The following is a 24,500-nucleotide window of genomic DNA, read 5'->3' on the forward strand; positions in this document are numbered from 1 at the left end:
TTTTTAATGTCGCCCTTAGGGGCGCGGATTATTTTGTGTGGTAAATCAAGCCAAAAGGAGAGCATCATGGCTTATGGCATTAAATTGCATGTATGGGGCGACTATGCGTGCTTTACCCGACCGGAAATGAAGGTGGAACGCGTTTCTTACGATGTTATTACCCCATCAGCCGCAAGGGGAATTTTGGAAGCCATTCACTGGAAGCCCGCCATCTGTTGGGTAATTGATCGTATTCACGTACTGAGACCAGTTCGTTTTGAGTCTATTCGGCGCAATGAACTTGGGAATTGTAAAATATCCGCTGCCAAAGTCAGTGGAGCAATAAAACGAAAAAGTACCCAAGATTTAAGTTTTTTGATTGATGATGGTGATAATCGTCAGCAAAGAGCGACGACCTTGCTACGTGATGTGGCTTATGTCATTGAAGCGCATTTTGTACTAAGCGACAAAGCTGGTGCAGAAGATTCAATTGGGAAACACTTGGATATATTCAATCGTCGTGCTCGTAAAGGGCAGTTTTTCCATCAACCTTGTTTAGGTAATCGTGAATTCCCAGCGTATTTTTCTCTAATTGAGCATGAAGGGGATTTTCCTCAATCAGAATTGGCGACGGCCAGTAAAGATCTTGGCTGGATGCTGCATGATATTGATTTCGCTAACGGCGCTGAGCCTAGATTTTTCAGAGCAGAATTAAAAGGCGGAATGATAGATGTGCCTCCTTTCCAATCGTCGAAGGTGGTGAAATGATTTTATCGGCCTTAACCCAATACTACGAACGCCTTAATAATGATAACCAAGGCAAAGTTCCTACGTTTGGATTTAGCGAGGAGAAAATAAGCTACATTTTGGTGCTTTCAGAACAAGGAGAGCTAGTTGATCTGGTTGCAAATTTGACGGACGAAAAAAAGCCAAAGCCAAAATTAATGCAGGTACCTCAATCCTTCAAAAGACCAGGGAAAGTTACCAAACCTTTCTTTCTGTGGGATAAAACAGCTTATTCTCTTGGCGTTTCGTCATCAAACAATAAAGACAGTAATACGGTATTTGAATTATGTTTACCAACATTTGAAGCCTTTCGAGATTCTCATTTATCGCTGCTAAAACATTCTGAGGACAAGGGACTAAAAGCCTTAACTATATTTTTACAAAACTGGCAGCCTGAGAGCTTTGCAAGCTCTATCCTCACTCAAGATGTCTTAGACGCCAATGTCGTTTTCCAATTGGATGGAATGCGTCAATACATTCATGAATCAGCTGAAGCAAAAATGATTTGGGGCAGTTTGCTGCAATCGGATGATGTCAAACAAGCCATGTGCTTAATTACAGGTAAAGAAGCACCTATCTCTAGATTACATCCTGCCATTAAAGGAGTGGCAGGTGGGCAGAGCTCAGGCGTTTCCATTGTCTCTTTTAATAAAGAATCGTTTGAATCTTTTGGTAAAGGGCAAGGTGACAATGCGCCAGTATCTGAACAGGCGGCCTTTGCTTACACGACAGCATTAAATTACTTGTTACGCCGAGAGAATGATCAGGTCATCAACTTAGGTGACACCAGTGTGGTGTTTTGGGCGCTGGCAGAGAGTGAGCAAAAGGCCAAGAGTGCAGAAGCATTTTTTGTAAGGGGTTTTAACCCACCAATGCCGACCGATGAAAGCGAAGTGGCGGCGCTTGGTGCTGAATTGGAAAAGCTGGTAAAAGGGCGATCACTAGCAGAAATATCACCTGATCTTGATCCCAATACGCAATTTTTCATCTTAGGATTGGCTCCTAATGCTGCCCGTCTTTCTATTCGGTTTTGGCTGCAAACTGATCTTGGGCATATTCAGCAGAGATTTGCGGAACATTTTCAAGATTTGGCGTTAAATCCATTGCCTTGGAAAACTGCGCCGTCAGTGTGGCGTTTATTGCTGCAATTGGCACCTCATAGAGAGGGGCAAAAGCCGAAAATTGACGATGCGCCAGCCCATTTAGCTGGTGAATTGATGCGTGCTATTTTAACGGGACAACGCTATCCAAGAGCGATATTGGCGCAATTGTTATCACGATTCAGGGCTGATGGCGATATTAGTGGGTTGCGAGTCGCGATGGTAAAAGCGGTATTGCAAAGAGAGCTCAGATTACTAGGAAAAGAGGAGATTTCTATGAGTTTAGATGAGTCAAATTCTAACCCAGCATATTTGTTAGGAAGGCTATTTTCTGTTTTGGAAAATATTCAACGAAATGCTTTGGGTGACAAAGTCAATGCGACAATTACAGATAAGTATTACGCGTCAGCATCGACAGTACCTTACTCAATTTACCCAAGGCTATTGTCTGGAAGCAAACATCACCTGTCGAAATTGCGCAAGGAAAAACCTGGTCTAGCCGTTACGTTGGAAAAAGAGCTTGGCAACATTATGGCGATGCTACCAACAGAATTTCCACGACACTTTTCAATTGAGCATCAAGGCCGCTTTTCGATTGGCTATTACCATCAAAAAAATGCTCGCTTTTCTCAATCTGAACAAATAAAAACCGATGAATCAATGATAGAAGGGAATGACTAATGACTATCCAAAACCGCTATGAATTTGTTTACTTTTTTGACGTGACAAATGGTAACCCAAATGGAGATCCAGACGCGGGAAATATGCCGCGACTTGATCCTGAATCGAGCAAAGGTTTGGTAACGGATGTGAGTCTTAAACGCAAGATCCGAAACTATATTCAGCTCAGTGAAGAAAATTCACCAGGTTATGACATTTACGTGCAGGAAAAAAGTGTTTTAAATCAACAAAATCAAAAAGCGTATGATGCGCTTGAAATTAAGTCTGAGCCAAAAAAATTGCCAAAAGATCAAGCTAAGGCAAAAGAAGTAACGGATTGGATGTGTGCTAACTTCTTTGATGTTCGTGCTTTTGGCGCTGTAATGACCACTGAAGTGAACTCAGGGCAAGTTCGCGGGCCATTACAATTGGCATTTGCGAAGTCCATCGACCCGATTATTCCACTAGAAATCTCAATTACACGTATGGCAGTCACCAACGAAAAGGATTTAGAAAAAGAACGAACTATGGGGCGAAAGCATATTGTTCCATATGGACTTTATCGCGTGCATGGCTTTGTTTCGGCTAAATTGGCTGAGAAAACAGGCTTCTCTGAAGGAGATTTAGAGAAAGTTTGGAAGGCTTTGGAAATGATGTTCGAGCATGACCACTCTGCGGCCAGAGGTGAAATGGTAGGGCGTAGTTTAATTGTGTTTAAGCATGAAAATGCTTTAGGAAATGCCCCTGCACATAAATTGTTTGAGCGTGTTACAGTCGAAAGGGTAAATGGGGAAGAAGGTACTCCAGCTGCAGCATTTTCTGACTACAAAATTAGTTTTAATGCAGATGGGTTGGAATCTTTGGGCGTTGAAGCCAAACAATATTTTTAGCCGATGAGTTAAAGAGTAAGGTCTATGATTAATGGACTTTACTCTGATTTTGGATGTTTAAATCATGGACGAACAAAAGCTAATCAATATCTCTGCTTTGCAACATTTTGTTTTTTGTCCGCGCCAATGTGCGCTCATTCACCTTGAGCAAGTGTGGCAAGAAAACTTCCTAACGGCACACGGGCGGCAGTTACATGAGCGAGTAGATAGCGGCGAGCCTGAAACGCGCAAGGGTGTGCGGTTTGAACGTGGCGTGGTGGTGAGTGCCCCTTTGCTTGGTGTAACGGGTAAGCTGGATTTATTGGAGTATCATCAAGCTACGCAACAGTTTGTGCCGGTGGAATACAAGCGTGGCAAACCAAAAATCAATAATTTAGACAAAGTACAGCTCTGCGCCCAAGCTTTGTGTATTGAGGAAATGTTGGCCGTTCACATTGAGCAAGGGGCACTTTGGTACTGGCAAACGCGCAAGCGTATGGAGGTGGTGTTTGAGCCGAGCCTGCGCGACCAAACGCGGGCGTTAATTACGCAAGTGCAGCAGTTATTTGCTGCAGGGAAAACCCCACCACCGAGCATAGGCAAACATTGTAAAGCGTGTTCGCTGCTTGATATTTGTCAGCCGGAATTAACCCACAATGATGGCTCAAACCGCTATATCCAAGCGCTATTCAACATGGAGAGTGAATGAAGAGAATACAAAACGCACTCTATATCACTAAAGACGGCGCGTATTTACATAAACAACGCGAAACTTTGCTGATAGAGCAAAAAGTGGAGGGTGAAAAGCTCAAACTGATGCAATTGCCTATTCATTCCATCGGCAGCATTTTTTGTTTTGGCAATATTATGGTGTCGCCGCAATTGCTCGGCTTTTGTGGTGAAAATGGCACCCACTTAGCTTTCTTTGATATGCATGGGCGCTTTTTAGCCAATGTCGTCGGTAAGCAAACGGGTAATGTGTTGCTGCGCAGGCAACAGTTTTCTGTCACTGAACTTGCTGCCACCACCCTTGCCAAACATATTGTCGCCGCTAAAATTCGCTCGTCACGGATGCTGTTGTTACGCTTTCGTCGTAATCACACTGCAACGCCACAAATTGAACAAGCCATTGTGCGCTTAAAGCAAATTATTGAACAACTTAGTGCTGTTACTGCCTATGACAGTATTCTAGGTTTGGAGGGCGAAGCAGCTGCGCACTACTTTGCTGCCTTTGCCGATATGTTTAAAGGCAATGACAATAGACAATTGTTCGATAAACGTACCCGCAGGCCGCCGAAAGACCCTGTCAATGCGGTGATCTCCTTGCTCTATTCCGTACTTGCACAAGAGATCAGTGGTGCTTTGCAAGGGGTTGGGTTAGACCCGCAAGTGGGCTTTTTACACAAAGAGCGGCCGGGCAGAAATAGCCTCGCGCTTGATATACTCGAAGAATTTAGAGCCTATATTGTCGATAGCATTGCGTTAAAGCTATTTAATAACCAAACGTTAGGCGCAAAAGATTTTACGCAAGATTGTTTAGGTGGCGTAACCTTAAAGGACGATGCGCGTAAACTGGTGTTTCAGGCTTATCAAGCTAAAAAGCAAGAAGAAGTCATGCATCCCTATTTACAAGAAAAAGTGCAGCTTGGTTTGTTGCCACATGTGCAAGCCATGTTGTTGGCGCGCCATTTGCGAGGCGACCTTGCCCATTATCCGCCTTTTGTGATCAAAAAATAAGGATAGCCAAGATGATGGTGTTAGTGACTTATGATGTCTCGTTTAGCAACGAAGACGGGCAAAAACGGTTACGGCAACTTGCCAAAGTATGCCTAGATTATGGGGTGCGGGTGCAATATTCGGTGTTTGAATGTGAAATAGACGCCACCCAATGGTTGCGCTTTAAAGAAAAACTATTGTCTATTTACGATCCTGAAGTGGATAGTTTGCGATTTTACAAACTCGGTAAAAATTGGCAAAACAAAGTTGAGCATCACGGTGCCAAAGTGGCGATAGATATATTTCGCGACACATTAATCTTGTAATCGCTAGCGGGCAGTACTCAGTAAAACCCCGGTGATCTAGCGATCTTTTAAGTTCTTTAAAAATAAAGAAAATATACTTTTAACTCGGTATACCATAGCGAAATGTTGCCGCTTTACCTAAGGTTAGCGGAAAACCCTATGATATGTTAGGTTATACCTGCCTTTGCCAAAAGGCAGTCGCGCCTCCCGCAGGCGCGTGGATTGAAACAATCCGATTATGACGTAGCAAGTTACAAAGAGAGCGTCGCGCCTCCCGCAGGCGCGTGGATTGAAACATTGTTTAACGTTGTGCTCACCGCGTCATAATCATGTCGCGCCTCCCGCAGGCGCGTGGATTGAAACTAGCATCAAATAAAGCTAACATTGAGTCGTACCAGTCGCGCCTCCCGCAGGCGCGTGGATTGAAACTCGCACACCGTTGTGACTTGGCGCGCTTACTAAAGTCGCGCCTCCCGCAGGCGCGTGGATTGAAACCTAGTCTGTGAGATTTTTTCGGTCATGCTGCCATCGTCGCGCCTCCCGCAGGCGCGTGGATTGAAACATTTCTGGCGGATTACCAACTGCCGCCACGGGTGGTCGCGCCTCCCGCAGGCGCGTGGATTGAAACAGTGTCAAATGGGACTACCGCTTTCACAAAGAATGTCGCGCCTCCCGCAGGCGCGTGGATTGAAACACCATACAACTTACCGACTAGGTTGGTTGATAATGGTCGCGCCTCCCGCAGGCGCGTGGATTGAAACGTGCTGTTCGGAAATCGAACTTAGGATAGAGCACAGTCGCGCCTCCCGCAGGCGCGTGGATTGAAACGCTTGTTCACGATTTCAGGATCTATACCGCCTGTGGTCGCGCCTCCCGCAGGCGCGTGGATTGAAACTGGAAAAACTCAAAGGGTCTTGCGCTATTGGTGTGTCGCGCCTCCCGCAGGCGCGTGGATTGAAACAATGCTTAACATCATTGCGATCACTAGCGACCCAGTCGCGCCTCCCGCAGGCGCGTGGATTGAAACCTTGATGGCGTTTAGCGCATCCAGCTCCCCGACTAGTCGCGCCTCCCGCAGGCGCGTGGATTGAAACTTTTGGCAGGCCGCTTTGACCTCTAGTATCAACAGTCGCGCCTCCCGCAGGCGCGTGGATTGAAACTCTGTAATGTCGTCTAAGTAGCGAGTGTTAATTTGTCGCGCCTCCCGCAGGCGCGTGGATTGAAACATTTAACACACGTAAGCCTGTTAGCTTTTCACCAGGTCGCGCCTCCCGCAGGCGCGTGGATTGAAACCTAGTCTGTGAGATTTTTTCGGTCATGCTGCCATCGTCGCGCCTCCCGCAGGCGCGTGGATTGAAACTAACTATTTTCATAGTAAGCTACTCCGAGATAATAGTCGCGCCTCCCGCAGGCGCGTGGATTGAAACTAATCCTGACAGCTCTAAAGCCTTAACAATTGTTGTCGCGCCTCCCGCAGGCGCGTGGATTGAAACATCATAATAAAAATTATTATCCTGACTCTTGCCGTCGCGCCTCCCGCAGGCGCGTGGATTGAAACCATATCTGAAAGTAAGGTCACGTTTTCATCGGTGGTCGCGCCTCCCGCAGGCGCGTGGATTGAAACTATGATGCCAAAAACAAGCAGTACCGCCGTCGCGTCGCGCCTCCCGCAGGCGCGTGGATTGAAACCAGAAAAACTGAGGTGCCTTACTGTTTTACAATAGTCGCGCCTCCCGCAGGCGCGTGGATTGAAACAAGACCAACTCTAAACAAATATCTTAACGGTGAGTCGCGCCTCCCGCAGGCGCGTGGATTGAAACAGTAATGGTGCCCGTATTGTAATCAAGCAAGGCAGTCGCGCCTCCCGCAGGCGCGTGGATTGAAACTATTATCTTTTTCTAATTCGAACACTTTTCTTTTAACCATAACACCCAGCTCATCATTTTTGTCTTAACAATGGAAACGAGTCATGCTAGAGTTTGTGTTATAGTATATCATAATTAAGGAAGTGTTAATGAAGTCTCTCCCTCCTACTGCGCGTTTAAGCGTGCTTGCGCTCTCTTTGATGGCTGCTTTTCCTGCCTCAGCGGATGACCAATCCAATATCGAAAGAATTGAAGTCACAGATCAAAGACAAGCTTATCGCGGTAAATTTACTTTTTTACAATCGCCAGAAGCGATGGCGACTTTTGACGCAACCTTAATTGAAAATACCGGCATCACTGGTTTGGCGCAGGTGTTAGATATGTCGGCGTCAGTCAGTCGGCAAAATAGCTTAGGGGGATTGTGGGATAGTTTTGCTATTCGTGGCTTTTTTGGTGACGAAGATGTGCCAAGTGGCTACTTAGTGAATGGCTTTAATGCTGGTCGAGGGTTTTCTGGTCCGCGTGATGTCTCAGGGGTGGAGCGGGTCGAAGTATTGAAAGGCCCAAAAGCGGCATTGTTTGGTCGTGGTGAGCCGGGTGGTTCTATTAATATCATCACCAAAAAGCCGACTTTTCAATCCTCTAGTGAATTTGAATTGACTTTAGGTAGCCGTGCGCATCAGCGTGTTGAGGCGGATATTAACACCACGTTTAGTGAAAATACCGCGGGTCGATTTATTGCGTTTCATCATACCGAAGATAGCTTTCGCGATACCATTGAAATAGAAAAGTCGGGGCTGATGGCGTCAATGCAGTTTGATCAGTCAGAGCGCTCAACGTGGACTTATGAACTAGAATATGCGGAGCAAGAGATCCCATTTGACCGTGGCATTATCGCGCCAAACGGTAACTTTGATTTTATGCCGATTGAGCGCTTTTTAGGTGAGCCGGGTGATGGCCCGACTACCACCTCAGTCCAGGGACACCAATTGCAATGGTCTTACAAAGTCAATGATTCATGGCAATTAAGTTCTGCCGTGGCGTTTAGGCAAACTGAGCTTGATAGCCTCTCAAGTGACGCAGACGTGTCGTTTAGTCGGCAAAAACTCTATTACGATGGTCGCACCTTAACCCGCCAACATAGACAACGTGCATACGATACTGATCAGTATGTGGTGCGGTTTGAGCTTGCGGGCGAGGCTGATTTACTGGGTTTCAAACATAACCTGATTATGGGGGTTGATTACGACAGGTTTGATTTTGACCGCGATTATCGGGTTGGACGTGCGCCAGCATTGAAGACTAACCCAACGGATGCGCAGTTGTATGCCCTTGATGTCTTTAATCCCATTTATGGGCAGTATACCCCGCCAACGGCGAAACCTGTGACGGTACGCCAGCAAAACCAATGGGCGACTGGATTGTATATTCAAGATCAAATCGCCCTGACCGAGGCGCTGCAAGTTAGAGTCGGTGGCCGTTTTGATGCGCTTAAGCAAACTATCGACGATAAACTCAAATCTCAGTCAGTCGAGCAATCAGAAAATCACTTCAGTCCACAGTTGGGGGTGGTATATCAGGTATCCGATAATTGGTCACTTTACTCCACTTATGGGCAAGGTTATCGCTTAAACTTTGGTATTGACTATCAAGGGGAAGCATTTGCGCCAAATGAAAGCGAGTCGATTGAGTTAGGGAGTAAATGGTCCTTACTCGACAATAATCTCGAGCTGAGTGTGACTTACTTTGATAGCAAGCAAACCAATATTATTGTAGCTGACGTTGATAACCCAGGCTTTCAAGCGGCGATTGGTGAAGCCAGTAGCCAAGGTGTGGAGCTGGATATCGCAGGCCAACTGCCTGCAGATATTGAAGTGCGCTTTTCCTACGCCTACGTCGACGCGCAAGTCGATAAAGATGATATTGATACCGGCTTATATGTGAGCATCAAAAAAGGCGATGATTTACTCAATATTCCTGAAAACACAGCGAGTTTGCAGCTCAGCCAATACTATACGGTGGCGGGCAATACTTTAATTGCCGGTGTTGGAGTGCAATATGTTGATGAACGTTTAGGGCAGCGTGGCACAGATTTTTATTTGCCTTCTTACGTGACGGCTAATTTCTTTGCCTCGTATCAGTTAACCGAGCGCTGGGCTGTTAAAGCACAAGTCCACAATCTCTTCGACCGTACTCACTTTACCAATTCATATACACAAATGTGGGTGCAACCTGGTGAGCCGCGTAAGGTGCTGCTTTCGACGTCTTATCAGTTTTAAACGCGGTATCTGCAGCGTTTAACGCGCGTCGCAGATGAGAACATCTAAGCCTTGATGAAGAAATTCATCAAGGCCGTTTCTGCGCGTCTGCGAGGTGTGCTGAGCGAGCATTAACCCACACTTGTAACTCGTAAAATATTTGTTTGCTGAATTGGCTTGGTGACTAGATAAACCTGAAGCCGGTAATTCATTTCTGTTTACATTAATGTAAACTAGGTGTTATGTTATAACGAAATTTAAAAATGAAAATTGTGTGAACTTAGTTATGAATGTTTCAAATCCAGTACATACCCACGCGGCTAAAATAGTCGCTGAATATCATCGCCTCAAGTCTTTGTCGGAATTAACCATCACCGCAGAAACCATGATGATGTTCCATCAATTTCTGAATTTACTCTCCAATGAACATGGCAGCGAATTTGCCGATGCGGTGTTGGCTGAACCAGCCATTCAAGGCATTAAATTTGGCATCCAGCAATTATTTAGCCAAGCATCAAGTCTTTATGAAAGGCATTGGGCAGAGCGTATTATCGCAAGCCAGCATCCTAACGCAGTGCTAAGTGAAGAATACCCCTATTATTTGCACTATCAGCGCGCCACCGCACTTGAGATCAACGCGATTCAAGCGTTAGCAGATAAGCCTACTCAGCAGGTTTTGATGGTAGGTTCTGGGGCATTGCCGTTGACCTCACTGGCATTGGCAAACTCAGGTTTTACCGTCGACAATTTGGATATTAGCGCTGCGGATTTAAGCTTGGGCGAGCAAGTGTGTGGGGGAGTGGCTAAAAATCAGCACATGCGCTTTATTCACAACGATATTTTGCAGCAAACTGATTTACGCCAGTACGACGTCATTTGGCTTGCCGCCTTAGTCGGGGATGAAACCATCAAAAACAACATCCTCCAGCATTTGTTCAACCATATGCAAGCGGGCGCACTACTTGTGATCCGCACCGCGTTTAATTTGCGCACTTTGTTGTACCCCAGTTTAACTGAGCAACACATCGCGCCGTTCCAACTTAAGCTCAAAATTCAGACTTATGCTGATAATTTCCATTCCATTTTAATTGCACAAAAGCCTAAGCAATGACGATGTCGGTATTGAGTTCATTTTCGCAACTGACCGCCACATATCGCTGGATGTTAGCCGCGGCATGTGTGTTTAACCTTGGTTTTTATATGCTGATCCCTTTTCTTGCGGGTTACTTAAAGCAAGACTTGCTGCTCAGCGCGACCTTAGTTGGCGTGGTGCTGGGTGTCAGATCGTTTTGTCAGCAAGGGCTGTTTTTAGTCGGCGGGTTAGTGGCAGATCTGATGGGGGCCAAGCTGCCAATTGTTGTTGGGTGTGTGCTGCGCGCAGTTGGCTTTGGTCTGTTTCTATTTTCTGAGCAGACCTTAGTGCTGTTTTTAGCTGCGTTTTTAACTGGGTTTGCAGGGGCGTTATTTACCCCCGCGGCACAAGCGTTCTTTGCAAAACAAGAGGCGATATCAAGTACGCAAATGTTCTCTTTGGTTGCAATCGCGCGTAACGCAGGCGAGCTGCTAGGGCCGGTTTGCGGCGTTTTGCTACTTAGTATTAGTTTTGATCTTCTATGCCTTATCGCAGCGCTCCCTTTTGCGCTATTTGCCGTGGTTTTTTATCTATTACTACCCAATAAAACGGCGTCAGCAAGCACAACAGCAACTGAAAAAACTGAACAGAATCAGCAAAATGCAAGTATCGCCAATACTATTCGCACTGTACTGAGTAACAAGGCGTTCCTGACTTTTTCGGCGGTGATGTCGGGTTATTTTATGCTTATCAACCAAATTTCCTTTGCCATACCTATCCATCTGGTGGCGAGCTCTGGAACACCACAAGATATTGCTTGGATCATGACGTTATGTGCTGTGGTGGCTATTGCACTGCAGTTTCCTGTGACTAAAGCGTGTGAGCGACGGTTAACGCCACAGCATTGGATCAGTATCGGCATCGCTTTGATGGGGCTGTCTTTTTCCACCTTAATACTCGATTGGCCTTACCGCGATGGGCTGCTGGCTTTGTTGCCGTTATGCGTTTTAGCCATCGTCTTTACCCTAGGTACTTTGGTTAGCTTTCCGTTCATCATGAGCCAAATTGCGCTATTAGCGCACAATAAATCAGTGGCGACGCATTATGGTTTTTTCTATTTGTTTGCGGGGCTGGGTTTAATTGCTGGCAGCAGCCTAGTGGGGCTGGCATTTGATTTGTCGCATCGGAGCGAACATTTGGCTTGGTACAGCTTACTTGTCATCGGTTTTGGTACATCGCTATTGAACATGCTTTTTATGTCCTCGAAGTCGCAACCAGAGGCAGCGCAACCAATCAAGTCCTCTATCATAAAATAAGGAATACAACATGATCCAATTAAGCGCAGCGCAGCAACGAGCTTACATGTCTGACTATTTAACAAATGGTTGGCGTGAAGAAAGAATGTCGTTTAGTTCAGTTTCGCTCGAACCTGGCTATATCGAAGCAAAAGTGAACGTTGAGCATTTTCAAATGCCGGGTGACGGCCGATTTCACTTCAGTGCGCAGAGCGCCATCATTTGGCTTTCGCAGCTGGGGATTATTTACGGTTGCTGGGATAACCAATTGGCTGCAAAAGCAGGTGAGGTGTATTTAAGAGATCTCGACCTGAAATTCAAGCGCACCATTAATACCACGCAAGAAGTGCGGTTCGAGGGAATTTTCCCGAAATATTGCAAAAAGCAGCTAGCGGATGGGCTGGTTTACTATAAAAACGCCCACTTTCGTGTCGAAAGCGGTGCTTTTACTGGCACTGCGAGTTTTTTAGTGCCTATCGGAGCGGCGCAATAATTGCTATTTACTTAAATTTTGTTATGTTATAACGTGTTTTTAAGTGAATTCCCTTCCTCCGCTTTAGCTCAGTTCGTTGCATCGTTGCAAATTTTGAGCTTAAGCGGATTTTTTATAAGGAGTGTTTTGTGTTAGAAGCCAAAAATCTAAATAAATCATTTGCGGGTAAGCAGGTGCTCTCGTCGCTGAGCTTTACGGTGGCAGCGGGTGAGATCATGTGTTTGCTCGGTGCCAATGGGGCGGGTAAAAGTACCACGCTCAATCTGTTTTTAAATTTCCTGCAACCGGATAGTGGTCAAGCGCTGATCGATGGCGTTGATGTACACCTTGAAGATAGCAGCAAGCACAAGCTGGTGTATTTGCCAGAACAAGTGAATTTGTATCAAGAATTCAATGCCATCGAAAACCTCAAATACTTGGCCTGTTTGTCGGGGTTGCGCGTCACTGAGGCGCAGATCCACGCGGCGTTAGATGAAACGGGGCTAGATAACAGTGCGCGTCAGCAAAATTTAAAAAGTTACTCCAAAGGCATGCGACAAAAGGTTGGGATCGCGTTTGCTGTCATCCGCCAAGCCAAAGTGTTGTTGTTAGATGAACCGACTTCTGGTTTAGACCCCAGTGCCACGCTTGAATTTATTCGTATCATTGAGCAGTTAGCCCAGAAAGGTGCCGCGATTTTGATGGTCACGCATGACTTTTACTGCGCTCATACCTTGTCTGACAAAATTGGCATTATGGATCAAGGGCGTTTGCTCACATTGCTTGAGAATAAGCAGCTGCCGATTAGCACATTGGAAGAAACCTATCATGAACTTATTTCCGGCAAGAGCTTGTTACGTAAGGTAAGTTGATGGATAAGGAACACCAATAACATGATTAAGAATAAAGTTCTGCACATTTTTCGCCACGAATTGGCAAGTAAACGTAAAAGCCCAAGCCTTTGGCTGCTCTTTATTATGATGCAGTTGCTCTTGGCGATTGCGCTATTTACTGGCTGGCAGCAATTTCAACACAGTATTCAAACGCAAACCACGGCACAGGCGTTGGTGGAAGAGCAGTGGCAAGCCCAGCCCGACAGGCATCCTCACCGTGTTGCGCATTTTGGTCATTTTGCGTTTCGTCCGCCAAGTGCGCTGAGTTTCTTTGACCTTGGGGTCAATTCTTGGGTAGGCGACAGTATTTTTTTAGAGGCGCACAAACAAAATAGCGCCAATTTTGCTAACGACCAAGACGGTGGCACTTTGCTGCGCTTTTCTGAGCTCAGTAGCGCTAATATTTTACTGATCATTTGGCCACTACTTATCATTGCGCTGGGTTTTGCTAGTATCAGTGGCGAGCAAAAAAGCGGCACTTTACGCCAGTTAATGGCGATGGGGGTGTCATTTAGGGCACTCATTTTAGGTAAAAGTTTAAGTTACTTGTTGGTGTCGGTGCTGTTTATTTTACCTGTGTTTGTTTTTGCATTGGTGCTGGCATTAAGTTCAGGAGCGGAGTTTTCTGCTGAAGGCCCGCTTAGACTGGTGTTGTTGTTTGCGCTGTATTTATTGTATTGCATGTTCTGGATTGGGCTGACGTTGTTAGTTTCAAGCTGGGTAAAGGAGCCAAAACAAGCATTAGTTTTGCTGACTTCAATATGGTTTATCATGACGATTTTGATGCCGCGTGTGCTGGCTGAATTGGCACACAATCAACATCCGCATCAAAAACGTAATGACTTTGAACTTGCGGTAAAACTTGATAACCGTAAAGTGGGCGATAGCCATAATCCTAACGACCCTTACTTTAATCAGTTTCGCGAAGACACCTTGAAAAAATATGGTGTTGCGACAGTGGAAGAATTACCAGTCAATTACAAAGGCTTAGTAATGATTGAAGGGGAAAGACTCAATGCTGAAGTTTATAAAAAACATTACGCCAAACAACTTGAACAATTCACGCTACAGCAAACCTTTATAAGTCAGTTTTATTGGTTGAATCCGTACTTGTTTGTGCGGGACTTTTCTATGGCATTAACCAAAACCGATACTAAGCATTTTCTCGATTTTGAGCAGCAAGCTGAAGCGCATCGCTACACACGCATTCAAAAGTTAAATGCGCTTCATACCCATGAAATCCATCATCACAATGATAGAGAGCAAAGAATTAGTAAGTCTTTTTGGCAGGAGTTTGCGCCTTTTAGCTACCATTCGCCTAATTTAAGTTGGTCACTACAGTCTTTTTCGTGGCGTTGGTTGCTGCCATTACTAGCGGTAGCGTTGTTGTTTATTGGGTTGTATTCAAAAGGCATGCAAAGGAGGATTTATGCTACTGTTTAAACTCGAATGTAAGCGTCTTTTCTCTGGTCTTATCAATAAGCTAGTGTTACTGCTGTTGGTGGTTTCTGGTGTGCTTGCGATTTATCAAGGTGCACAAGGCTATAAAGCGCAGCGGATCGATCAGTATAAATCTACTGTGGTGTTCCAAAAGGAGCGCGAGCATGTCAGTAATCGCGAAACTTTGCCTGAAGCGGGTTCATTGGCGTATTACGCAGCGGCACCAACTCAATGGCAACTCAGCCCTTGGGCGGCGCTATTTGTGGGAGAAACCCCATCTTCAATGGTCGCCAGCAAAATTCGCGCAACGGCTTTACAAGGTCAGATCTTCAATCGTGAAATCGTTAATCCTACCCAGCAAAGAGCTGGGGGTTTAGATCTTGGTTTTGTGTTGGTGTATCTGTTGCCCCTAGTGATAGGCATATTAACAGTGACACTGATTGCCGATGAACAACATGCAGGTCGCTGGCGGTTGCTCAATGCTTTGCCTAGTAGCGCATTTAGCCAAGTGCTACGGCAGCTTGCGCTGCGCTTTGTGGTGCTCTGGTTGTTAATTTTCTTGTTATTATTCAGTGCTGCACTGCTGTTATCGCTGCCGTTTGACGCTACATTTTGGGTAGTGCTGACTGCGACCTCGGTTTATATGCTGTTCTGGTTTGCGCTGGCTGGATTTATCATGAGCTTTAGCAAAAGTGGGGTGTTTAATAGCCTAGCTTATCTCAGCAGTTGGGTGTTGGTGGCGATATTAATACCGGGCGCCGTTCATCTTTATTTGGCGAATCAATTTAGTAGCAATGCGCCGCTGGAAATGAGTTTAAAGCAACGTATGGTGCTAAATGACGGTTGGGATAAAGACAAGCAAACTACGCTGGATGAGTTCTTAGCAATTGAAAGCCAATGGCAAAACACCGCACCACTTGGGGCGGCATTTGACTGGAAATGGTACTACGCACAGCAACATATGAGTGATTTGGCGGTGGCTGAACAATGGCAAAGTTATATTGCCAGCAGTTGGGCGCGCCAAGAGCGCTTAGCGGCACTGAGCGTATTTTCGCCAGCACTGTTTTTTCAGCTCAGACTCAACCAATTAGCTAATACCAGTAGTCGCAGCCAACTCGAATATCTACAAGAAATTGGTGCTTATCATCAGCAAGTGCGTCACTTCTTTTATGACTTTTTGTTTTTTGCTAAGCCTGTCACCAAGCAAGACATAGCAAACTTTCCATTGTTCAAGGTCACAACACAGGCGACTAATTTACGGTTAGTTGAGCTACTGATTAGCTCGTTATTGGTGTTGCTGCTGGCAGGTATTGCAGCGGTAAGATTAAAGCGCGTGGCAGCTTGTTAAGTCTTTAGAATGAATGCGTAAAAGCTTTATTTCGGCGCTATAACAGAGTCACCTATTTTTATAGGTGATTCTGTTCATAACAAAGTTATTGAGCACCAAACCGAGTTGCTTGATATTGATTCAGCAGTTTATGAATGCAGTAAGTAACTAATAATGTAGCGATGATTGCGAAGACAACACTGGAGATACGGTAGAGTGCACTGTAAATCAAATCGTTATTTGGTGCTAAATACTGGCCGAATAAAATGCCTAAAGTGGTGAGCCCGCCAAATCCTACGCCGGAACCTGCGCCTTCTTTTGCATGCATATAGCTAAATAACATGGCACCAAGCCACAATAGAGGCATTACGAGCAATAGCTGACTTGACCAGTCATACAGTAGTATCTGCGCCATAATGCCAAAGCTAACACCAAGCACAGTCCCTATGGCGCGTTTACGCGCGTATCCTAGTGTGCCATTCCAGTGCATCGGAAACAGTAATAAAACTGTGGTAGCTTGCGCTGACATGGAGTCGCTCAAGTCGGCAATTTGGAACACCAAAAATGACAAAGTAGCAACGCTTGCACCAAGTAATGCTTCGTGGCGGAGTTGGTGCGATTGTTTGGGGTGCAGTGGGCGGGGAGGCGGTTCACGCGGTTCTGCATCGGGGATTAAAAACCCCATTACATAGGCTATCACCACTGAGAGCACGCCCGCCAATAAGTTACCAAACACCAACTCGTTGAGGTCGGCGCTTGGGTAACTGGCAAAATGGAGCATAATGCTCAGGCTTAAGACCCCAGTTGCGCCAAACAAGAATAAACTGCCCTTGGCCATACAGGCAAATTTATAAAGAAACAAGCCAAATACCACCAAAGTGAGGGGCACTGGGTGAGCCGCTAGAATGCCAGCAAGGATCCCGACTTCAAGCGCACAAATAACTGCTGAGGCGAATAATTGTCTTGCCGCATGAGCACTGATCACAGGTACTAAACCCAGCAGCAACATGGGCATAACAGTGAAAAATACCCCGTAATTCCAGTTAAATAATTTACTAATGGTAAAACCCAAGGTAGCGCCCGTGGCAATCCGTAAGCACTGCCGGACATCATTGGCGTTTAAAGGATGGTGCCAAAGCTTCATAACCAATCCTGCCGCTTAGTAAATAAAATGCAAGGTACTAAGCATACGGATTTGCGCATGCGCTAACCAATTGAGCAATGGGTTGGTTGGAAGTAGCTGCACTGTAGCGCGTGCCCCAGCAGGTAAAGTTTGAATTTGTGGGTCGTCGATAGCGAGGTGCAAACGCATACGCTGGGCATCGCGTACCCAACGGTTTGATTCGGTAGGTGTTGCAAGGCGACCATTGGCATCAAATTGTCCATTACTGACGCCAGCATCTAAGCTGCTCACCTTGGCAGTAAAGACTTGCCCAGGTTTACTATCAAACGCAACCAGCGCAGCTGTTTGAGAAGCAATATGACGCAAGTTTTTCTCACGAAAATCAGCAATAACATCAACATCGCTGGCCACTAGAGCAATGAGCGGGACGCCTGCGGCAGCATAGGCACCGGGTTCCAATTGCAGATTGGTAACCACGCCATCATGCTCTGCGATGACTTGAGTATAAGAAAGATTGAGTTTTGCTTGTTTGAGTTGATTAAGCGCCACTTGCAAATTGACATTGCTTTCACCTAAATCGCCACGATTAACCTCTAGCTCTTGTAGTTTTGCTTGGGCGGACAGCACATTGGCTTGTGCCGCTGTTGCGGCACTTTGGGCATCATCGCGCTGCTGCAATGAAGTGCCACTTTGGGCATACAAAGTATTTAGGCGGGTGGCTTCTCGTTGCTTTTGCTCAGCAATAATGGTCGCAGCACGCACCTGCGCTTTGGCGGCAACAATAGCAGCATCAATTTGCGCATTGTTTTGTTGCACGCGTGCGACATTGAGTTCTGCCTGCTCAACTGCGAGCTGAAACGGTGTTGGGTCTAGCTCAAACAGTAGCTCACCTTTTGCTACTGGTTGATTGTTAGTGACATACACTGCCGCGAGCTGACCATTTATACGTGGTGCCACTTTTGTCACCACGCGAGTTGCCATGGCTTGTGGCGTCATAGGCATAGTTAAATCGGCCACTAAGAAATAGGCAAATACGGCCGCAAACCCAATACAGGCGAATTTTACCCAGCGGGCAAATTTTTGATCAGGCGTCATCTTTTTCTCCTGTTGAAATTGAGGGTAAGGCCAATTGTACCAACGCATTTTCAGCAATTTGTGCCAAGGTTTGGCTAAGTGCAGCCTGTTGTTCGTCATTTAATGAAGCGAGCAAAGTGCGGCGTACCGAAAGAATGTGCGATTCCATTTCTGTTAGTAGCGCTTTGCCTGAATCCGTTAGGTGAATGATGCGGGTGCGCTTGTCATTTGGACAGCAATGCCGAGTAACTAAACCTTGCTCTTCGAGTTGGCTTAAGGTGCGCATCAATGAAGGTAATTCTATCTCTAGGGCCTCAGCGAGTTGCTTAGTACCAATGTGGTCGCCTAAACGTTGAAGTTTCAACAGTGCCGTCCAGCGCGGATGGGTGAGACCAAGCGGCGCTAATTCTTTATCTGCGACCATTTTCCATAACCGTGACACGCGGCCTAACTGCTCAGCAAGCGACAATTGTTTAAAGGTGCAAAGTTCTTGAGTCATAGTCATAGTGTTTTAGTTAGCATGCTAACTAATATATAATACTTAGCATGCTAAGTAAATGTTCAGACAAGAACAAAATTCAATCGAGCAGCTAAACCACTGAAAGGGAATAAGTAAAAATGAGTGACCGAGATGAGCAACTAATATGAGTGACAGAGTAGCGAGGAAGGGCGATACACTTAAGGGCTGAAAGTAAGGGAAGCCAATGGCTTCCCTGATATTGGTTAAGCTTCTAACGCTTTATTGATCAAATTATCAATAAAGGCTTTTTGAGCTTTGGCTTCATCACTAGCGCCCCAAGATAGGCTTTGTTTCAGGATATCTTGTAGTTGTTTAAACGCCGCCGCGCGCGCGAGATTGTCGTGCTGCGACCCGCCCTTCACACCACTGATGGCAACTAATTGCTGTACGTAGTGTGTTTGAAGGTTGTAGCTCAGTGAGCTGGCTTTATCAGCTGGAACAAAAATCGCGGCAGTTAAATCGCCAAGCACAGCATGCAAAGTATATTGGTTGCCGTATTTGTTGGTATCAGAAATACGCTTAAGCACGCTTGGGTGGAGTAGATGGGCTAATACGGCTTTTTGCATATTTAGCACCATATCGTGGAATTTCGGGTCCTCATTTTGGCCGAGGTGTTTAAAGCCTCGACGTTGATGCTGCATGTTTGACAATAAAGGCTGCATGTTCGCCAGCACATCGGGTGCAAAGACCAATTGAGTTAAGGTTTGCATTGCTGCTTTTTGCTCAGCCAGTGGCACTGGTTTGTATGGCGTGGTGCCGCTGCCAACGACATTGCGCTCTAAATATACGCCACCAATGTAACGAGACACCACGTTGGCTTGGCTGAAATATTCGCGATACAGCAAATTGGCTTTCACCAGCAATTCTTGATAGCTTTCGCCAGCATGGAGCGCATTTTTATCTAAATTGCGGTACACCGAGTTAACTAAGTTCATCCGATCAGTGGCATAAGCGACTGCATTTGCCGACATATCGCCTATCATAATACGCGGGTCGATGTGCGTACCGGGTGAGCGCATATCATCGGCGTCATTGCCAAATGCAAGGCCTGGTTGGTTAGAGCGACTTAAAATTTGCTTAAGGCGCGCAGCTTCTTGCGTTTCGTCAGGCAATGCGACTGAATAGCCGTACTCAATCGCCCAATCATCGTATGGACCGGGTTTAACTTGGAAGTAGTCACCTTGTGTCATACCCAGTGGCGCTAAATTTACTGGGGTATAATCCATCACCGAGCCGGTTAAGATCCCTTGGGTTTTGCGCTTGTCATGGACGTCTTTTTCGTTCCATAAAATAGACGCTTTCATATTGTGATTTAACCCTAAGGTGTGGCCAACTTCATGCAAGATAAGCATTTTTAAGCCTTCAGAGAGGATCTCATTTTTTTCGATTGCAGTACTGGCTAGGCTGTTAGCAACCATTAAACCAGCTTGCAGCTCATGGCCTTGGCTACAATGTAAATTGTTTGTTGTGCTAGGACTGATAGCAACACCACCTTGACTGTACAGGCTATCCACCATCCAGCGGTTTTTCATAAATACATATTCAAGCATGATGTCTGCGCCTAGGATCTCACCCGTTAATGGGTTTGCCAAAGACGGACCATAGCCGCCAAACATAGGGCTTGGGGAGGATGTCCAGCGTAGCACGTTGTAGTTAATATCACCGGCGTCCCACGTCGCATCGTCGGGTTGGATTTTGACTTCCATGGCATTTTTAAATCCGGCCTTTTCGAACGCCGAGTTCCACGCTAACACACCTTGTTTAATGGTTTCGCGCCACTCGACTGGTGTGGTGTTTTCTATCCACCAAGTGATAGGAGTCACGGGCTCTGAGAGGGCAGCGTTGGGGTCCTTTTTTACTAAGTTCCAACGATTAATATAATCTTGATACGGTGCCCAATCTGATGACGTCATGTCATCAAATTGCTGGGTAAAATAACCCACGCGGGCGTCATCCAAGCGAGGTTTAAAGTCATTGTGTGGCAAGGCAATAAATGAGTGTTGCACTTTGACTGTGGTATTGCGCGCATCGCCTACCGCAGCTGAGCCATATACTGTGGGTTCTGGGTTATTGAAGACATAGGCCACGACAACATCGAGATTATTGCTGTAGTTGCGATTGGCTTCGATACGCGACTTTTTCGCATCTAATTTGCCTAAATTAAAGCGTTTTCCTGCGTCTTTGTCATCGTGTGATTTCCACGGCGATACCTTATGAAGTGCTTCGCTAAGTAGTAATTCATTGGCTTTAAAGGCAACTTTGCCGTCTTGCTGTTTTTCGATAGTCACCGAGGCAAGCACAGATTCATTGACGTTGGCCCCACTTGCGCGGGCAATCGCATTGTCTTCGTCAAACTTAAAGCGTGGAGTTTTGCTGATGATTTCAATGCGGTTGTAGTGTTGTCTAAATTCAATCAGCTTAGTTTCGCGGTAATAACCCCGGACATGTCCTGACTCTGCAACGCCGTCAACACTATGAGCAAAATAGATAAATGGGGTGTTGAGCTGTGATTCATTGATCACAAATAACAGCTCACCGTTTTTCTCATCGGTATACAAGTCAAACAGGCCGGTGGATTGTTGTTTGTCTTTGATTAGCTCAGCCAAAGTGTCTGGTTTTTTGTCTTTTTTCTTCTCTGCGGCTTGGGCTGTTGTTTGGGTGCTTAGTCCTAGGATTAAAGCTAAAGTCAGTGCTTTAATTTTCATTCTTGCTTCCTTTTTATATAGTTACTCAAGCCGAGTGTACCTAAAAAGGTTGTTTTGACCAACTAAACTGCGTCATTTATGGCGGCAAAGTAGGCCAGTCAAATGCTGACCAATATTGTTTGGCTGAGCGCTATCCTACTTAGATAACTGCAATGGGTTTGTTTACACGGCTAAACTTGCCAGCGTTTTAATTTGGCAATATTGCGGGTAAAAAGCCACGCTAAGATTTTAGGAAAGCCCATTTCACGCATTTTACCGATACAAAAGTGCTGCATTTGCACTAGGGCGTGTTGACCTTTGAGGTATGATTTTTGTTCAAATCAAAGGCTTTTAATACGCGAAATGAGCAATGTAGCATAGTGGTCTATGTAAATTGCGAATGACAAAGTAGTGAAAGCCTTTGGTTGAACCCTTCGGGCAGCGCAATTTAGGTATTTATTCAGCGTTATCGGCTGGCTCACATAGTCCACTATGCCACGCAGCCGCTTCCTTGCCTAAATACCTAACTTACTGCTGCAAAAACAAACTGCAAAGGCCAACACGCCCTAAGTTAAAATCCGGTTGGGTGAATTGTCCTGCGACAAAACAGTGCGTGCAGAAATCGTCGCTACGACTGCCGTCGGCGTTTGTGCCACAGCGGCTTGTGTCGCCTTTAAGTGGCATACCACAGCTTTGACAATGTTTGTTCATGGCTACCCCTAAGCGATATGATGATGCTCATGAGTGTAGTCGTGGTAAGTCATATTCACCACTGGTAAGCTTCGCCCAATGGTGAATACGAGTTGTTAAAATTGTGAGGTTGTTAAATACCCAAAGCAACTGCGGCGCTTAACAGCGCGACAGCAATCACAATAAACACCACACACAAAGGCAAAATAAACTTTGCCCATTTACTCCACGAGACTTGGGCAGTTGCCAAGTAGGCGAGTAAAGTACCAGAGGTTGGCGTGATCATATTGGTAATGCCATTGCCAAATAAAAACGCCAGCACGGTAGTTTGTGGCCCAACGCCAGCCAATTGCCCAAGTGGACTTAAAATTGGCATGCTTACCGCAGCCTGACCAGAGGTTGATGGGATCATAAAATCCAACAGTAATTGCGACAGCAGCATAGCTTGTGCGGCGAGCCAGCTGTTGTTTTCACCCACTAAACTGGTGAGGTAATACACCACAGTATCAAGAATACGGGCTTGCTCTAAGGTAATGGCAATGGCAAAGGCCACGCCAATTAAAAAACTTGCGAGCAGGATTTTTTGCATGCCTGCGACAAAGGCATCCGCTGCGCGATTCATGCCCATACCGCTGATAAGTGCCAGCACTACGCTTAGCGCAATATAAAACGCGGTAAGCTGCTCTTTATGCCAAAACCAATGGTTAGAGGCGTACACTAAAATGGCAATACCCGCACTTAAAGTCAGCCACATGGCGCGATGGCGAGGGCTCAGCGGCTGCGCACTAAAATGTATGGTTTGCTCGCCGTTAGGCTTGTGGCGATAAATTAGCCACATCATAAAAGCGATGCCCACGCTAGTGAAAACCGCAAAGCAGGCAAGCCGAAAACCTGCGCCGCTGAAGACTGGCACGCCAACCAGAGGCTGAGCAATAGTCAGTGGTAATGGGTTAGTCACTGAGCTTAGGTAACCCGCTTTCACCGCAATAGTGACAATCGCCAGTCCATAAATTGCCGGTAAGCCAAGGCGTTTGGCCATGACCACCATTACAGGAATGATCAACAAATATTCGGATGCGAGCCCTAAAAAGGTGCTGCCAGCAGCAAACACCAACATTAAAGTCGGCACCAGCACATAAATATTGCCTTTGACTATGGCAAGTAGGCGTTCAAGACCTGCTTCCACGGCGCCAGCTTGTTTTAAAATGCCAAACATCCCGCCAATCACCAGCACCATAAAAATCAAACTCGCGCCACGCTCTAAACCAAGCGGGATAGCTAAGAGTAATTCGCTAAGACTGACTGGCGCTGCGGCTTGGGTGGTAGCGTGAGTGCGCCACAGGTTATGTAAACCGGTTTCTTTATCAAGCCAAGTAAAGCTACCCGGCAGCACTAATTTGCCTTCGCGGGCATAACTACCTGCGTCAATAAAGTAGGTTAGTGCACCTGCCAATAGCAAAATAGCCAGTAACACCACCAACGGATTGCGATGTGATTGTGCGGTACTCATAATGCCAGTTGCTCCCGAATATAGCCGCGAATGGCTTCGCTGACGCGCAGCAGATCTGCTTGTAGCAAAGTAAAGCCACTGTGTTTACTAAACTGCGCTTCGTCCATATATAGGGCGCGGTTAATTTCAATCTGAATGCTGTGGCATTGTGCCTTGGGTTGCCCGTACTGACTGATAATTTGCCCGCCTTGATACGGGTAATTAAGCGCCACTTGATAGCCTAAATGTATAAACGCATCGGCCACGACTTGGGTAAATTCCGGATTCGCGCTTTGCCCCATGCGGTCACCAATCACTATGTCGGCGCGTTTGTCGCCAGCATCTATGTTCATCGCATTGCCAGTGGATTTCATGGAATGACAATCAACATGCCACACTGCGCCAAACTGTTGTTTTGCTGTATCAAGTTGTGTCGAGAGGGCGGCATGATACGGCGCATAATACGTATTGATACGGTGGGCAATTTCTTCGGCCGTTAAAGCCTTGCCATACATAGCTTGGTTTGGCAGCGCAAAGCGGCGAATAAGCCCCATACCACGTTCACTGTATTTAGTCGGGTTGAGTGCCATGGGCCATACTCCGTTAAGGAGTTCTGGGTCGATATCATCTAAGGCGCGGTTGGGGTCTATATACATACGCGAAAACCCCGCTGCGAGTAAGGTGGCACCAAGCTTCACCGCAGGCTGCCACAGTTCATCAATATAGGCGTCCCAACCGGTTTTCAGCACCGCCTCACCCACATTTAACACATAGTCAGATTGCGGAAACGCTGCGCTACTATGGGGCGAATCAAACACCAACGGCAGTTGCTCCCCCTCTGCAGGGGGAGAGTAAACGGTGAACACAGTCTCACGCAAAACGG

At 46.2% G+C, this 24,500-nt stretch carries 20 protein-coding genes and 1 CRISPR repeat array; of the genes, 13 read left to right on the top strand and 7 right to left on the bottom strand.

Going from position 1 to position 24,500, the window contains the following annotated elements:
- Positions 1-66 precede the first annotated feature (66 nt).
- The 13 genes from cas5c to ACFOEE_RS09250 all read left to right on the top strand — a co-directional run bounded on the left by cas5c (position 67) and on the right by ACFOEE_RS09250 (position 16,058).
- Entirely contained in the window at positions 67-747 is a 681-nt protein-coding gene (cas5c, locus tag ACFOEE_RS09190) for a type I-C CRISPR-associated protein Cas5c (protein WP_377123447.1), read from the top strand.
- Positions 744-2,546 (top strand): type I-C CRISPR-associated protein Cas8c/Csd1, encoded by a 1,803-nt coding sequence (gene cas8c / locus ACFOEE_RS09195; RefSeq protein ID WP_377123449.1) that lies wholly within the window; start codon positions 744-746, stop codon positions 2,544-2,546. The genes cas5c and cas8c overlap by 4 nt, the downstream gene beginning before the upstream one ends.
- Positions 2,546-3,415: a type I-C CRISPR-associated protein Cas7/Csd2 gene (cas7c, locus tag ACFOEE_RS09200; RefSeq protein WP_377123451.1), complete on the top strand. Its 870-nt coding sequence runs from the start codon at positions 2,546-2,548 to the stop codon at positions 3,413-3,415. The genes cas8c and cas7c overlap by 1 nt, the downstream gene beginning before the upstream one ends.
- 64 nt (positions 3,416-3,479) lie before the next feature.
- On the top strand, positions 3,480-4,103 hold the full coding sequence (cas4, locus tag ACFOEE_RS09205; RefSeq protein WP_377123453.1) for a CRISPR-associated protein Cas4: 624 nt from the start codon (positions 3,480-3,482) through the stop codon (positions 4,101-4,103).
- A complete protein-coding gene (gene cas1c, locus ACFOEE_RS09210) occupies positions 4,100-5,131 on the top strand; it encodes a type I-C CRISPR-associated endonuclease Cas1c (protein WP_377123455.1) in 1,032 nt (343 codons plus the stop codon). Before cas4 ends, cas1c begins: the two co-directional genes overlap by 4 nt.
- Before the next feature lie 11 nt (positions 5,132-5,142).
- Positions 5,143-5,436, top strand: coding sequence for a CRISPR-associated endonuclease Cas2 (gene cas2 / locus ACFOEE_RS09215; RefSeq protein ID WP_377123457.1), 294 nt, complete (start codon positions 5,143-5,145; stop codon positions 5,434-5,436).
- A 176-nt stretch (positions 5,437-5,612) separates the two neighbouring features.
- Positions 5,613-7,301: direct repeats of the CRISPR family, unit length 32 nt; unit sequence GTCGCGCCTCCCGCAGGCGCGTGGATTGAAAC.
- Between the two features lie 128 nt (positions 7,302-7,429).
- The gene (locus ACFOEE_RS09220) at positions 7,430-9,559 is read left to right on the top strand and encodes a TonB-dependent siderophore receptor (RefSeq protein WP_377123459.1); all 2,130 of its coding nucleotides are present in this window, start codon (positions 7,430-7,432) and stop codon (positions 9,557-9,559) included.
- 265 nt (positions 9,560-9,824) lie between these two features.
- Positions 9,825-10,649 (top strand): nicotianamine synthase family protein, encoded by an 825-nt coding sequence (locus ACFOEE_RS09225; protein WP_377123461.1) that lies wholly within the window; start codon positions 9,825-9,827, stop codon positions 10,647-10,649.
- Between the two features lie 2 nt (positions 10,650-10,651).
- Positions 10,652-11,926 carry an MFS transporter gene (locus ACFOEE_RS09230; protein ID WP_377123463.1) on the top strand — a complete coding sequence of 425 codons (1,275 nt, stop codon included), beginning with the start codon at positions 10,652-10,654 and terminating at the stop codon, positions 11,924-11,926.
- A gap of 10 nt (positions 11,927-11,936) precedes the next feature.
- Positions 11,937-12,398: a hypothetical protein gene (locus ACFOEE_RS09235; protein ID WP_377123465.1), complete on the top strand. Its 462-nt coding sequence runs from the start codon at positions 11,937-11,939 to the stop codon at positions 12,396-12,398.
- 128 nt (positions 12,399-12,526) lie between these two features.
- Positions 12,527-13,249, top strand: a complete 723-nt coding sequence (locus tag ACFOEE_RS09240) for an ABC transporter ATP-binding protein (RefSeq protein ID WP_377123467.1) — start codon at positions 12,527-12,529, stop codon at positions 13,247-13,249.
- A 21-nt stretch (positions 13,250-13,270) separates the two neighbouring features.
- A complete protein-coding gene (locus tag ACFOEE_RS09245) occupies positions 13,271-14,713 on the top strand; it encodes an ABC transporter permease (protein WP_377123469.1) in 1,443 nt (480 codons plus the stop codon).
- Positions 14,700-16,058: a DUF3526 domain-containing protein gene (locus tag ACFOEE_RS09250; protein WP_377123471.1), complete on the top strand. Its 1,359-nt coding sequence runs from the start codon at positions 14,700-14,702 to the stop codon at positions 16,056-16,058. Before ACFOEE_RS09245 ends, ACFOEE_RS09250 begins: the two co-directional genes overlap by 14 nt.
- A gap of 85 nt (positions 16,059-16,143) precedes the next feature.
- Here ACFOEE_RS09250 and ACFOEE_RS09255 read toward each other — a convergent pair whose 3' ends face one another.
- The 7 genes from ACFOEE_RS09255 to ACFOEE_RS09285 all read right to left on the bottom strand — a co-directional run bounded on the left by ACFOEE_RS09255 (position 16,144) and on the right by ACFOEE_RS09285 (position 24,495).
- Positions 16,144-17,181, bottom strand: coding sequence for a DUF2955 domain-containing protein (locus tag ACFOEE_RS09255; RefSeq protein WP_377123473.1), 1,038 nt, complete (start codon positions 17,179-17,181; stop codon positions 16,144-16,146).
- A gap of 15 nt (positions 17,182-17,196) precedes the next feature.
- Positions 17,197-18,255, bottom strand: a complete 1,059-nt coding sequence (locus ACFOEE_RS09260; RefSeq protein WP_377123475.1) for an HlyD family secretion protein — start codon at positions 18,253-18,255, stop codon at positions 17,197-17,199.
- Entirely contained in the window at positions 18,245-18,733 is a 489-nt protein-coding gene (locus ACFOEE_RS09265; protein ID WP_377123477.1) for a MarR family transcriptional regulator, read from the bottom strand. Before ACFOEE_RS09265 ends, ACFOEE_RS09260 begins: the two co-directional genes overlap by 11 nt.
- A gap of 224 nt (positions 18,734-18,957) precedes the next feature.
- A complete protein-coding gene (locus ACFOEE_RS09270) occupies positions 18,958-21,459 on the bottom strand; it encodes a zinc-dependent metalloprotease (RefSeq protein WP_377123479.1) in 2,502 nt (833 codons plus the stop codon).
- A 507-nt stretch (positions 21,460-21,966) separates the two neighbouring features.
- Positions 21,967-22,149: a zinc ribbon domain-containing protein gene (locus ACFOEE_RS09275; protein ID WP_377123481.1), complete on the bottom strand. Its 183-nt coding sequence runs from the start codon at positions 22,147-22,149 to the stop codon at positions 21,967-21,969.
- A 112-nt stretch (positions 22,150-22,261) separates the two neighbouring features.
- Complete coding sequence (locus ACFOEE_RS09280) at positions 22,262-23,638, bottom strand: YfcC family protein (protein WP_377123483.1); 1,377 nt, start codon at positions 23,636-23,638, stop codon at positions 22,262-22,264.
- Complete coding sequence (locus ACFOEE_RS09285) at positions 23,635-24,495, bottom strand: N-formylglutamate amidohydrolase (protein ID WP_377123485.1); 861 nt, start codon at positions 24,493-24,495, stop codon at positions 23,635-23,637. Before ACFOEE_RS09285 ends, ACFOEE_RS09280 begins: the two co-directional genes overlap by 4 nt.
- Positions 24,496-24,500: the final 5 nt, after the last annotated feature.

Origin of the sequence: Pseudoalteromonas fenneropenaei (assembly GCF_042643375.1) — a bacterium.
In the GTDB taxonomy this organism is placed as follows: Bacteria; Pseudomonadota; Gammaproteobacteria; order Enterobacterales; family Alteromonadaceae; genus Pseudoalteromonas; species Pseudoalteromonas fenneropenaei.